Genomic DNA, 12,670 nt, shown 5'->3' on the forward strand with positions numbered 1-12,670 from the left:
AATGACCGAGACATCCACGACCACCGCCGACGCGGGCGAGGCGACCCGCTCGCAACTCGCGACCGTCGAGCACTGGATCGGCGGGGCATCCGTCTCAGGCGAATCCGACCGCACCGGTCCCGTCTACAACCCCGCCCTCGGCACCGTGCAGAAGCACGTGCGCTTCGCGAGCGTCGCCGACGTCGACCTCGCCGTGAAGACCGCCGAGGCCGCGTTCGCGAGCTGGCGCGACACGTCGATCGCGAAGCGCCAGCAGATCATGTTCGCGTTCCGCGAGCTGCTCAACGCCCGGAGTCCCGAGCTCGCGGCGATCCTCACGAGCGAGCACGGCAAGGTGCTGGGCGACGCCGCAGGCGAGATCGCGCGCGGTCTCGAGGTCGTCGAGCTCGCGTGCGCGATGCCCGGCTACACGAAGGGCGAGTACTCCGAGAACGTGTCGACGGGCATCGACGTCTACACGGTGCGGCAGCCGCTCGGCGTCGTCGGCATCATCTCGCCCTTCAACTTCCCGGCGATGGTGCCGCTGTGGTTCTTCCCGATCGCGATCGCGTCGGGCAACACCGTCGTGCTGAAGCCGAGCGAGAAGGACCCGTCGGCCGCGATCTGGCTCGCGAAGCTCATGCAGGAGGCGGGGCTGCCCGACGGCGTCTTCAACGTCGTGCACGGCGACAAGGTCGCGGTCGACGCCCTCCTCGAGCACCCGACCGTGCGGGCGATCTCGTTCGTCGGCTCGACGCCCATCGCGAAGTACATCTACGAGACCGCGTCGGCGAACGGCAAGCGCGTGCAGGCCCTCGGCGGCGCGAAGAACCACATGCTCGTGCTGCCCGACGCCGACCTCGACCTCGCCGCCGACGCGGCCGTCAACGCGGGCTTCGGCTCGGCCGGCGAACGCTGCATGGCCGTCTCCGTCGTCCTCGCGGTCGACTCGGTCGCGGACGCGCTCGTCGCGAAGGTGCGCGAACGGATGTCGGGGCTGAAGACCGGCGACGGCACGCGCGGTACCGACATGGGCCCGCTCATCACGCGCGAGCACCGCGACAAGGTCGCCGGCTACGTCGACGTCGCGCTCGAAGACGGCGCGGACGTCGTCGTCGACGGACGCGGCATCGAGATCGACGGCGACCCCGACGGATTCTGGCTCGGCCCGACCCTCGTCGACAAGGTGCCGACCTCGTCGGCCGTCTATCGCGACGAGATCTTCGGGCCCGTGCTGTCGGTCGTGCGTGTCGACGGCTACGAAGAGGGCCTCGGCATCATCAACGCCTCGCGGTACGGCAACGGCACGGCGATCTTCACGAACGACGGCGGCGCCGCGCGCCGCTTCCAGCGCGAGGTGACGGTCGGCATGGTCGGCATCAACGTGCCCATCCCCGTGCCCGTCGCCTACCACTCGTTCGGCGGCTGGAAGGACTCGCTCTTCGGCACCTCGAAGTCGTACGGCCCGCACGGGTTCGAGTTCTACACCCAGGAGAAGGCGATCACCTCGCGCTGGCTCGACCCGAGCCACGGCGGCATCAACCTGGGGTTCCCGCAGCACGAGTGAGGGCCATGCTCCCTCCGGTTTGTCGGACATCCGCGCGATTGTCGGACAGTTCCAGGTCAACTCGTCCGACAAACAGCGAGATGTCCGACAAACCCGAGGGGGAGGCAGGGGCTCAGGGGCGCGTGCTCAGCGCCGCGTGAACGCCGCGATGCGCGCCTGCGCGTCGGGCGACTCGAACGCCTGCCCGATCGTGCGGGCCTCGTCGTCGAGGGACTCCTGGTACGAGCGCTCGGCCGCAGCGCGCACGAGCCGCTTCGCCTCGCCGTAGGCGCGGCCGGGGCCTGCGGCCCACGTGCGCGCGATCTCGAGGGCGCGATCGGCCAGGGCATCGGGCGCCACGACCTCGGTCACGAGTCCGGCGGCGAGGGCATCGGCGGCGTTCAGTCGCTTCGAGGTGAGCGTGAGTTCGAGCGCGCGGCGCTGCCCCACGGCCTCGGGCAGCAGCCAGCTCACGCCGCAGTCGGGCGTCAGGCCGATGTCGACGTACCCGCACTGGAAGATCGCCGCCTCGGACGCGACGATCACGTCGGCGGTCAGCATGAACCCGAGGCCGCCGCCGGCCACCGCTCCCTGCACGGCGGCGACGATGGGCACGGCCGCATCGCGGAGCAGCTTGTGGCCCTCGTGGATGACGTCGGCGAGTTCGGTCACGACGCGCCCCGAGACATCCGGCTCGCCTTCAGCCTGTGACGCCGCCGCGAGCTCGGCCATCGCGCGAACGTCGCCGCCCGCGCAGAACGCGCGCCCGACGGCGTCGAAGAGCACCGCACGGATGTCGTCGCGCGCGGCCACCTCGCGTGCGATCTCGCGCCAGCGGTGGATCGCGTCGGGGCCGACGGCGTTCAGACGGTCGGGCCGGTTGAGGGTGATCCGGGCAAGCCCGTCGGTCACGTCGAAGAGGATGGCGTCGTCGCTCATCCTGCGAGCCTAAACGGCGAAAGGGCGGGCGGATGACCCGGGCTCTGCGCCTGCGGCACCCGAACCGAGTTGCGCGGCCCTCGTCACGAGCACGTCGAGCACCGTGCGGACGGCGAGGCGCTCGGCGACGTCAGGACGGGTGAGTGCGACGATGCGACGCACCGACTGCACGCCGCGGAGAGGCTTCAATACGATGCCCTCGGGCACGGCGCCCGAGGTGAAGCGCGGCACGAGCGCGATGCCGAGGCCCGCCTCGATGAACGCCTCGACGATGCGCATGTCGCTGAACCGCTGGCCGACGCGGATGCGTTTGCCGCCCTGCTGCTCGACGGCGTGCAGGATCCGTTCGAACGGGAACCCCTCGGGCACCGAAAGCCACGTCTCGTCGACGAGGTCTTCGGGGGTGACGTGCGAGCGGCCCGCGAGGCGGTGGTTCGCGGGCAGGCCGATGTCGAGGGGTTCGGTGAGGAGCGGCACGACCGTGAGCCCCCGCCCGCCCCACGGCAGGTCGCCCGGCATGGCATGGGCGAGCACGATGTCGTGGTCGTTCGCGAGATCGGCGAACACGTCGAGCTCGGGGTCGAGGTCGGTCGCGTGCACGACGAGCCCCGACACGCTCGCGAGGTCGATGAGCACCCGCGGCAGGAGGGTCGCCCCGATGGTGGGGAACGTGAGCAGTGAGACCTCGCCGCTCGGGTGGTTGCGGAAGTCGTCCCACAGCGCCTCTGCCCGCTCGATCGCGATCGCGACCTCCGTCGCGCTCCGCGCGAGTGCATGGCCGGCGCTCGTGAGCACGACCCCGCGCCCGTGGCGCTGGATGAGGGGCATGCCGGCCTCGCGTTCGAGCACCTTGAGCTGTTGCGACACGGCCGACGGCGTGCGCCCGGTGGCGTCGGCGACGGCCGTCACGCTGCCCCGTTCGGCGAGTTCTCTGAGCAGGTCGAGCCGACGGACATCCATGTAGACAGGCTACATCGTCAGTGAAGAGTTGTGAGCTTGTTCTAACTGGTTTTCAGCGGGAGAATGACATCGTCGAACACGCGCAACGGGGCATGTCGCTCGACGGGGTCACACCCGACCGACACAGATTTCCTCGAAAGGATCAGCCATGATCAGCGCACTCCCCTTCCTCATCCTCCTCGGCGCGGTCTCCGTCGCCGGCGTCGTCGGCTCGCTCGTCGTCACCGCGCGCGACGGCTACCGCCGCCAGCCGAAGGAGCAGTTCGCGCGCAGCATCTGACGCGCGATGCGGGGCCGAAGCCCCCACACGACAAAGGCCGCTGCACCGGGACGGGACACCCGGGGCAGCGGCCTTTTCGCGTCTGCACGGCTCACTGGCGGCGTCACCGAACGCTCGATAGGCTCGCCAGGAACGACGCCGACTGACTCCGGGGGGATGTCATGCACGCCGATCACCGCACCTCCGCCGTACCCGCAGCAGCGTTGCGCGCGGCCACCGTGCTCGTCGCCGCGGTCGCGCTCCTCACCGCCTGCACGGGAACGGGCGAGCCGTCGCCGACGGCTGCAGAGCCGCCCGCGGTCACCGAGACCGAGGCGCCGGACGCGTCGAACGAGCCCGCCGCCGGCCAGTCGGCCGAAGGCCCGCTCGACGCCCACGACGCCGTCGCCGCGGCCATCGCCTTCGAGGGCGGCGTCGTCGTCGAACTCGGGCCGGGCCGGGAACAGGGCGTCGACGTCTGGGAGGTCGGTCTGATCCGCCCCGACGGCAGCGGCGTCGAACTCCACGTCGCCCGCGACGACGGGCGCATCGTGAGCCAGGAGCCGCTGCGACTCGACCCCGAGCAGACCTCGGCGCCTGCGCTCACGGCCGCCGAGGCGATCGCGCTCGCGCTCGAAACCGAGCCAGGCGAGGTGCGCGAGCTCGACCTCGGCACCGAGCGCGGCATCGTCGTGTGGGAGGTCATCGTCGACAGTGCGGCGGGCGGGCGATTCGAGCTGTACCTCGACGCTGCGACCGGCACGGTCGTGAAGCACGAGCGAGCCGACTGATCGCGGCGGGGCTCCGGCGAAGAGCACGCGGGCGGAGACATCCGCAAGTCATCGACATCGACCCCGCGGCCTCGCTAACGTGACCATCAGGGGGAAGCCGAGGGGGGCTCGCACATGGCACACGTCGTGGCAACAGGCGCAGGCAAAGCGATGATGGAGCGGCGGGCCGACCCGACGCACGACTACATCCTGCAGCTGACCGGCAAGGAGCGCCCGAGGGTGCTCTTCCTCGGCACCGCGACGGGCGACGACACCGCCTACATCGTGAGCTTCTACACGACGTACGACTCCGACAAGTGCGCACCCCACCACCTCCCGCTCTTCCACCGCCCGGTCGACGACCTCGCAACGTTCGTGAGGGGCTTCGACGTCATCCACGTCGGCGGCGGGAACACGGCCAACATGCTCGACGTGTGGAAGCGGCAGGGGCTCGACGTGATCCTCCGCGACATGTGGGAGGATCCGGGCTCGAACGTCGTGTTCACGGGCGGCTCGGCGGGCGGCATCTGCTGGTTCGAGGGCGGCACGACCGACAGCTACGGCCCCACGCTGCAGGTGCTCCCCGAGGGGCTCGGGTTCCTGCACGGCAGCTTCTGTCCGCACTACGACGCCGAAGACCAACGGAGGCCGCTCTTCCACGCGTCGCTGCTCAGCGGCGAACTCGCGACGGGCTACGCCGTCGGCAACCTGCAGTCGGTGCACTTCGAGCGCTCGGGCGACGCGGTGAACTTCGTCACGGCGATCAGCCCGGTCGAAGACCCGCTCGCGCTCCGGGTCGAAGCGATCGACGGGAAGATCGTCGAGACCGAGCTCCCCGTGAAGATCCTCCAGGGCACCGCGCCCATCGTGAAGGGGCCGAGCGCATGAACGACAACGTCTGGATCCTCATCGCGCAACTGATCGTCGTCATCCTGGCGATCTTCATGGGCACGCGCACGAGCGGCATCGGCCTCGGCGTGTGGGGTCTCGTGGGCGTCGCGGTGCTCGTGTTCGGCTTCCAGGAGGCGCCGGGCGGCGCCCCCGTCGACGCGGTCTTCATCGTCATCACGGTCATCACCGCGGCATCCGTCATGCAGGCGGCGGGCGGCATCGATTGGATGGTGTCGGTCGCCGCGAAGGTCATCCGCACCCGGCCGAAGTCGGTCGTGTTCCTCGCGCCCGCGATGTCGTTCCTCTTCACGGTCGGCGCCGGCACGGGCAACATCTTCTATCCGCTGCTGCCCGTCATCTACGACGTGTCGTACCAGCAGAAGATCCGGCCCGAGCGGGCGCTGTCGATCTCGGCGGTCGCGTCGCAGGTCGGCATCCTGTGCTCGCCGGTCTCGGCGGCGACGGCGTCGATGGTCGTGCTCCTCCAGCCCGAGGGCGTCGACCTCGGCAAGCTGCTGCTCATCATGTGGCCGGCGTCGATCATCGGCCTCGCGGTCGCGGCGACGATCATGGTGCGCCACGGCAAGAACCTCGAGGACGACCCCGAGTTCCAGAAGCGGTTGGCGGCGGGCCAGATCAAGCCCCCGGCCGACTCGGTCGGCGGCGCCAAGCTGCCGCGCCAAGCCGTGCTGTCGGCGTCGATCTTCCTCCTCGGCGTGGGCGTCATCGTGCTCTTCGGCCTCTTCGAGCCGCTTCGCCCCGTCATCGGCACGAACGACGACGGCGACCCCGTGCGCGTGTCGGTCACCGTCATCATCGAGGTCGTCATGGGCGTCATCGCGGCCCTCATCTTCGTGACGTGCAAGGTGAAAGCGGCGGATGTCCCGAAGCAGTCGACGTTCCCCGCGGGCATCGTCGGCGCGATCGCGCTCTTCGGCATCGCGTGGCTCGCGAACACCTTCGTCGCGGCGAACAACCAGCTCATCGTCGACGGGCTCGGCGCCCTCGTGTCGGGGTCGAGCGCCTTCCTCGGCGCTCTGCTGTTCGCTCTCGCGCTCTTCCTCGTCGCGATGCTCACGACGAGCCAGTCGAGCGCGACGAACGCGATCGTGCCGATCGGCATCACGATCGGCCTGCCGGCGTCGCTCCTCGTGGGCCTTTGGCCCGCCGCGATGGGCATCTACACGCTGCCTGCCAACGGCAGCCAGGTCGCGACCGTCGCGTTCGACCAGACCGGCACGACGAAGATGGGCAAGTTCGTCATCGACCACTCGTTCCAGCTCCCGAACGTGATCTACATCGTGGTCGCGATCATCGTCGGGGTCATCCTGTCGTTCGTCTTCGTGTGACGATGCGATGGATGCCTCGGGGCCGCCCACGCGGGTGAGTGCGTCGGTCCGCCCGACCGACGACGCGATGCTCCGCCGGTTCCTCCTCGGACTCGCGGAGGGGCTCAACGCAGCCATGGAGCCGGTCGACCGCATCCGCGACATCATGCTCGAAGTGGCGCGCGCGTACGGTCGGTCCGATGTCGACTTCGTCGTGCTGCCGACCGTCATCCTCGTGGAGACGGGGTCGGGCGACACGGGAAAGGTCGCGCTCCGGTCGACGCTCGACCCGTCGTTCCGGTTCGACCAGATCCAGGCCCTCTACGACCTCGTCGCGAAGGCGCGCACGGGGTCGATCGCGCCCGTCGACGGCATTGCGCGCCTGAACGCGATCGGTTCGATGCGCCCGCGGTACCGCTGGCCCGTGCGGGTGCTCGGCCACGCGATCCTCACGACGGGCCTTGCGCTGCTCCTCGCGCCGACCTGGCAGGGCGCGCTCGTGTCGTTCGTGCTCGGCGCGTTCCTCGGGCTCGGCAAGCTCATCCGCTCGCCCACGATCCAGCTCGTGTTCCCCGTGGTCGCCGCGTTCCTGTGCGCGCTCGCGGTGTTCCTCGTCGCGCCGTACATCGCGATCGGCGACCCCATCCGGCTCATGATCGCGCCCCTCGCGACGTTCCTGCCGGGCGGCGTGCTCACGACCGCGACGCGCGAGCTCGCGGCCGGCCAGATGATCGCGGGCGCCTCCCGCCTCGTCACGGGGCTCGTGCAGCTCGCCCTCCTCGCGTTCGGCATCCTCGCCGCCGGCACGCTCGTCGGCGTCGGCAGCTCGACGTACCTGCCGCTCGAGGCCGACGGGCAACTGCCGTGGTGGGTCGGCGCCGTCGGCGTGCTCCTCTTCGCCGCCGGCAACCTCCTTCATTTCTCCGCCCCGGGACGCACGTTCGGCTGGCTGCTGCTCGCACTGGCCGTCGCGTACGTCGGCCAGACGGTCGGGCAGGCGCTCGCCGGATCGACGATCAGCGGCTTCATCGGCGCGCTCGCCATGACGCCCGTCGTGCTGTGGATCGGGTCGCTCAAGCACGGGGTGCCGGCGCAGCTCGCGTTCCTTCCGGCGTTCTGGCTGCTCGTGCCGGGGGCGGCGGGCCTCGTCGGGCTCACCGAGGCGATCGGGTCGGATCGCGGCATGGAGGACTTCGTCGCGGCCCTCGTCTCGGTCATGTCGATCGCCCTCGGCGTCCTCTTCGGGTCGGCGCTCTACCGGGTCGTGCACCACGGCGCCGAGGAGCTCGCCGACTTCCACATCGACATGCCCGCCGCGATCGACGAGGTCGTCAAGCCGCGATTCTGGGCGAGGCTCCTGCCGTGGAGACACGATTCGGTGTGGCGACGGATACGGCGCGGCGAGGCATCCACACCTTCTTCGGAGAGTCCGAACACGTAAACTCGTCCGCGTGACCGAGCACGACACCCCCACCGCACCGGCCGACGCCCGCGCCCGCCTCATCGAGTACATCTCGAACGAGGCGGTCTTCCACGGCGACTTCACGCTGACGAGCGGCAAGAAGGCGACCTACTACGTCGACCTCCGCAAGGTGAGCCTCGACCACCGCGTCGCACCGCTCATCGGCCAGGTCATGCTCGACCTCATCGCCGACGTGCCCGACGTCGTCGCGGTCGGCGGCATGACGATGGGCGCCGACCCCATCGCGTCGGCGATCCTGCACCAGGGCGCCGCGCGCGGCCTCGCGTACGACGCGTTCGTCGTGCGCAAGGAGCCGAAAGACCACGGCCGCGGCAAGCAGGTCGAGGGCCCCGAACTCGAGGGCAAGCGCGTCATCGTGCTCGAAGACACGTCGACGACCGGTGGCTCGCCGCTCAAGGCGATCGAGGCGCTGCAGAAGGTCGGCGCCGAGGTCGTCGCCGTCGCGGTCGTCGTCGACCGTGCGACGGGTGCGAAAGAGGTCATCGAAGCGGCGGGCGTCCCATACCTCGCCGCCATCGGACTGGAAGACCTGGGACTGGCCTGATGGCCTGGCGCGACGGGGCCGGTGCGGCCGACGGCGGATTCGGCGACGGGTTCGGCGACGGCGCCGATTGGCTTGCCGGGCAGTTCGGGGCATCGGCGCCCGAGGCGCCCGCTGCGCCGGTCGCGCCCGCTGCTCCTGCTCCTGCCGCGCCACAGTACGCGCCCGACCCGTTCGCGCAGGGGCACGACCCCTTCGCGCCCCCGGCCGCGCCCTCGTTCACGACGCCGCCCGCCGCGGCTCCGGCGCCGGCCCCTGAGCCGGTGCGCCGGCATGAGGAGGTCGCCGACTGGTTTTCGCTCGCCGAGCCCGTCGTGAAGCCCGCGCCGGTCGAGCCCGACGCGTCGACGCGGGCGCTGCCCGTCGTCGGATCGGCGGATGTCTCGGGCTACGCGCCTGCCGCACCGTCCCCGGTGCCTGCGCCGACCTGGACGTCCGAGCCCGAGCCGGTGGCGTGGACGCCTCCGCCTGCGCCCGAGCCCGCCGCGTGGACGCCTCCGCCTGCGCCCGAGCCGGATCCCGCGCCCGCGCCCGCTCCCGCTCCGGGGCCGTCGTTCTCGTGGACGCAGGCACCGGTGCCCGATCAATGGGCGCCGCAGACGCCCGTCGTCGCCGCGAACGACCCGTTCGCCGCGCCCGCGCCCGGGCCGGTCACGCCGACGGCGCCGTTCGCGCTCACGTGGGGCGACGGCGCGCTCGATTCCGAAGCCGCCATCCGCGCGGCCTTCGCGCAACTCTCGGCGCCCGCCCGACCGTCGGAGCCGGCGCAGTCGTTCGAACCCGTGCCGCCCGTGGCGATGGAGCCGGTGCAGCCCGTCCGGCCCGCGTCGTCCGCGGAGCCGACGTACCCTGCCGAACCGGTCGCGGAGCCCGAGCCCCTCGACCCGTGGGTGGCTTCGCGCTACGCCGAGGCGCAGAGTGAAGCACCCGCCTTCCAGCCCGCTCCGCTCCTGCCGCCCGACCCCGACCCCGAGGTGTCGCCGTTCGAGGGCTTCACCCCGCCGCCCGTCGCCCGACAGTCGTTCACACCGCTGCCCGAGGGCGGCGCCGCGTCGGCACCCCGCCAGACCGATTTCGGCGCCGAACTCTGGTCGGCGATCTCAGAGCCCGAACTCGAGGTCCGGGGGCCCGCCGCAGCGCCCGAGACCGTGCCGGCCGAGCCGGTCGGCGGCTTCGCCGCAGCGGAGCCCGAGCGCAAGGCGGAGTCCGAGGTGCTCCAGCGGCCCCGTGCGCCGTTCCCGGCGTTCGCCTCGGTTCGCTGGGACGAGCCCGACGAGCCGACCGGCACGCAGGTTCCGGGCGCCGCGATGCCGCCGGCTGTCGTGCCGCCGGCCGCGGTGGCGCCGGCCGAGCCCGTCGACGATCTCCTCGCCGCCCTCGCGGGCGGGCCACGTGCTGTTCCTCCGGCACCGGTCGACCCGCCCACGCCGACGCCGCCTTCGGGCTTCGGATTCGACGACCGCCTCGATGTCGAGCAGCCCGCCTTCGACGCCGGCCCCGTGCTCGAGTCGCCGGTCGCCGAGGTTCGCGCCGACGACGAGTTCGGCTCGGCGTTCGGGGCCCTCGGCCTCGTCGGCGGTCCGGTCGAGGCGCCCGTCGACGTTCCCCCCGCCCCGCGCGTACGCGCGTGGTCGGCCGTCGATGCGCAGACGACTCCCGCCGTCGACGATCCGTTCGCCGACGACGACTTCGACGACGAGGGGGAAGAGTCGGTCTTCCTGTGGCGGCTCGTTCCCGACCCCGATGCGCCCGACCCGAAGGTCGACCCCGCCGCCGCGGCGGCGCTGGCGGCCGCGGCGGCGGCTGTGCAGCCCCCGGTCGCAGGCGAGGGTGGCGCCTGGTCGCTCGACGGCGCGTTCGAAGACGACGACACGCACGCCGACGACTTGGGTGCGACCGCGGCCCTCGACCTCCCGCCGCTCGGCGCGCCCGACCACGATCCGTGGTTCGACGAGCGCGAACCCGCGCCGACGGCGCTCCTCGAGCAGCCGCGCCGGCACGCGCAGGCCGGGGCATCCGACCCCGACGATCCCTTCGCGGTCTTCTTCGGTGCCGCCGATCCGACTCCCGCTGCAGTCCCCCTCGCGGGCGCGTCGGCGCTCGGCGCCGTGAACCGGGCCGGATCGGACGCCCCGACCGGAGGATTCCCGGCCGGCCCGGGCCCCGTCCGTGGGCGTTCGGCGGGCGACGGACCGTCCTCGGGCGACGCCTCGGGCAGCGGCGGCTCGGGCAGCAATGGCTCGGGCGGCAACGGCGGCGGCTCCGGCCGCGGCGGCCTCCCCCGCCCGCTGCTGTGGATCGCGGGGGCGCTCGTCGTCCTCGTCGTGCTCGCCGGGCTCTTCTACGTCGGCACCAGGTTGACCGGAGGCGACAAGGCCTCCCCGACCGGCAGCCCCGCGTCGACGACGACGGATGCCGCGACCGAGACGCCGACGCCCGAGCCCACCGCACCGCAGCCCGCGGGGGTGCACGCGTGGGACACCCTGTTCGGCGGCGAGTGCCTCGACCCCTTCACCGACCCGTGGGCCGAGGAGTTCACGGTCGTCGACTGCGCGGCGCCGCACGCGGCGCAGCTCGTCTACCGCGGCACGCTCGCCTACGACGCGGCGGCGGCCTTCCCGGGCGAAGCCGACCTCGGCGCGCAGATGGCGACGCTGTGCCGCGCGCCCGGCGTCATCGACGTCGCGGCGGCCGCGGGCGCGCCCGACCTGCAGGTGCAGGGGACGTTCCCCGTGACCGAGGAGCAGTGGGCGGCCGGAATGCGCACGTTCTACTGCTTCGTGAACCGCGCGGGCGGCGAACCCATCACGGGCACGCTGCAGGGTCCCGGCCCGACGGCCTGAGCGTCAGGATGAGCGCGCGCGTCCCCGTCGTCGTCGACTGCGACCCCGGGCACGACGATGTCTTCGCGCTGTGGCTCGCGGCGGGACATCCGTCGCTCGAGCTCCTCGCGGTGACGACCGTGGGCGGCAACGTCCCCCTCGAACACACGAGCCGGAACGCCCGCATCGCGCTCACGGTCGCGGGCGTGGCGGGCGTGCCCGTCGCGGCGGGCGCCGCGGGGCCGCTCGCGCGCGACCTGCAGACCGCCGAGTGGATCCACGGCGAGAACGGCCTCGGCGGTCCCGAGCTGCCCGAGCCGGCGTTCGAGCTCGATCCGCGGAGCGCGACCGAGCTCATCGCAGAGGTGCTCGCCGGGTCATCCGAACCCGTCGCGCTCATCGCGACCGGTCCGATCACGAACGTCGCGATCCTCCTCCGCGACCGGCCCGACCTCGCGCCGCGCATCCGCGAGATCGTGTGGATGGGCGGCTCGACCGAGCGCGGCAACGTCACGCCGTACGCCGAGTTCAACGCATGGGTCGACCCCGAGGCGCTCGATCTCGTGCTCGCCAGCGGGGTGCCGTTCACGATGGTCGGCCTCAACGTCACGCACCGCGCGCTCGTGACGCCGGGCGTGCGTGCGCGCCTCGCCGCGATCGGCACCCGCACCGCCGCCTTCGGCGACGAGCTGCTCGAGTACTTCTGCCGCAAGAACGACGAGGTGTTCGGGCTGCCCGACGGGCCGCTCCACGACCCCGTCGCGGTCGCCGTGCTCGCCGACCCGGGCTGCGTCACGACGACGGCGACGCACCTCGCCGTCGAGCTTCAGGGCGCGCACACGGTCGGCGCGACGGTCGCCGACCTCGACGCGATGCTCGGGCGCGAGCCGAACGCTCGCGTCGCGACGGGAATCGACGTCGAGCGGTTCTGGGCGGCCGTCGGCGTCGCGGTCGCCGCGCTCGACTGACGCGAGCGCGTTCCGAAGATCGCGGGCACCGAGGCATTCGGATGTCTCCTCCGCGCGTCGCACGATGACCGAACGTGACGTCATGCGACGCGTTCGGTGACGCTCTGTGACCCTCGGTCGCGTCGTCTTTCACATGTGGCGCGGTTGTGACGGGCGCGTTCGCGGAGTCGCAGAACTCGGCCCA

11 protein-coding genes are annotated in these 12,670 nt (G+C 72.0%); 9 read left to right on the forward strand and 2 right to left on the reverse strand.

Going from position 1 to position 12,670, the window contains the following annotated elements; all coding sequences use genetic code 11:
• The first annotated feature begins 1 nt into the window (after position 1).
• Positions 2 to 1,546 carry a CoA-acylating methylmalonate-semialdehyde dehydrogenase gene (locus tag ET445_RS05005; RefSeq protein WP_129189387.1) on the forward strand — a complete coding sequence of 515 codons (1,545 nt, stop codon included), beginning with the start codon at positions 2 to 4 and terminating at the stop codon, positions 1,544 to 1,546.
• A gap of 126 nt (positions 1,547 to 1,672) precedes the next feature.
• On the opposite strand, the gene ET445_RS05010 is transcribed toward ET445_RS05005, so the two are convergent.
• Together ET445_RS05010 and ET445_RS05015 are read right to left on the reverse strand one after the other, a co-directional pair.
• Complete coding sequence (locus tag ET445_RS05010; RefSeq protein WP_129189389.1) at positions 1,673 to 2,464, reverse strand: enoyl-CoA hydratase/isomerase family protein; 792 nt, start codon at positions 2,462 to 2,464, stop codon at positions 1,673 to 1,675.
• A gap of 9 nt (positions 2,465 to 2,473) precedes the next feature.
• Positions 2,474 to 3,424, reverse strand: a complete 951-nt coding sequence (locus tag ET445_RS05015; RefSeq protein WP_129189390.1) for a LysR family transcriptional regulator — start codon at positions 3,422 to 3,424, stop codon at positions 2,474 to 2,476.
• Between the two features lie 148 nt (positions 3,425 to 3,572).
• Here ET445_RS05015 and ET445_RS18245 point away from each other — a divergent pair, with 148 nt between their 5' ends.
• The 8 genes from ET445_RS18245 to ET445_RS05050 all read left to right on the forward strand — a co-directional run bounded on the left by ET445_RS18245 (position 3,573) and on the right by ET445_RS05050 (position 12,486).
• Positions 3,573 to 3,704 (forward strand): hypothetical protein, encoded by a 132-nt coding sequence (locus ET445_RS18245; RefSeq protein ID WP_279433490.1) that lies wholly within the window; start codon positions 3,573 to 3,575, stop codon positions 3,702 to 3,704.
• A 161-nt stretch (positions 3,705 to 3,865) separates the two neighbouring features.
• The gene (locus tag ET445_RS05020; RefSeq protein ID WP_129189392.1) at positions 3,866 to 4,474 is read left to right on the forward strand and encodes a PepSY domain-containing protein; all 609 of its coding nucleotides are present in this window, start codon (positions 3,866 to 3,868) and stop codon (positions 4,472 to 4,474) included.
• A gap of 114 nt (positions 4,475 to 4,588) precedes the next feature.
• Positions 4,589 to 5,341 carry a Type 1 glutamine amidotransferase-like domain-containing protein gene (locus ET445_RS05025; RefSeq protein WP_129189394.1) on the forward strand — a complete coding sequence of 251 codons (753 nt, stop codon included), beginning with the start codon at positions 4,589 to 4,591 and terminating at the stop codon, positions 5,339 to 5,341.
• Positions 5,338 to 6,693: an anaerobic C4-dicarboxylate transporter family protein gene (locus ET445_RS05030; RefSeq protein ID WP_129189396.1), complete on the forward strand. Its 1,356-nt coding sequence runs from the start codon at positions 5,338 to 5,340 to the stop codon at positions 6,691 to 6,693. Before ET445_RS05025 ends, ET445_RS05030 begins: the two co-directional genes overlap by 4 nt.
• Before the next feature lie 34 nt (positions 6,694 to 6,727).
• On the forward strand, positions 6,728 to 8,113 hold the full coding sequence (locus ET445_RS05035) for a threonine/serine exporter family protein (RefSeq protein ID WP_165314297.1): 1,386 nt from the start codon (positions 6,728 to 6,730) through the stop codon (positions 8,111 to 8,113).
• Between the two features lie 10 nt (positions 8,114 to 8,123).
• Positions 8,124 to 8,699, forward strand: a complete 576-nt coding sequence (gene pyrE / locus ET445_RS05040; RefSeq protein WP_129189400.1) for an orotate phosphoribosyltransferase — start codon at positions 8,124 to 8,126, stop codon at positions 8,697 to 8,699.
• On the forward strand, positions 8,699 to 11,539 hold the full coding sequence (locus ET445_RS05045; protein ID WP_129189402.1) for a septum formation family protein: 2,841 nt from the start codon (positions 8,699 to 8,701) through the stop codon (positions 11,537 to 11,539). The genes pyrE and ET445_RS05045 overlap by 1 nt, the downstream gene beginning before the upstream one ends.
• A gap of 8 nt (positions 11,540 to 11,547) precedes the next feature.
• Entirely contained in the window at positions 11,548 to 12,486 is a 939-nt protein-coding gene (locus tag ET445_RS05050) for a nucleoside hydrolase (RefSeq protein ID WP_129189404.1), read from the forward strand.
• Positions 12,487 to 12,670 lie beyond the last annotated feature (184 nt).

This window comes from Agromyces protaetiae, assembly GCF_004135405.1.
Taxonomy (GTDB): domain Bacteria; phylum Actinomycetota; class Actinomycetes; order Actinomycetales; family Microbacteriaceae; genus Agromyces; species Agromyces protaetiae.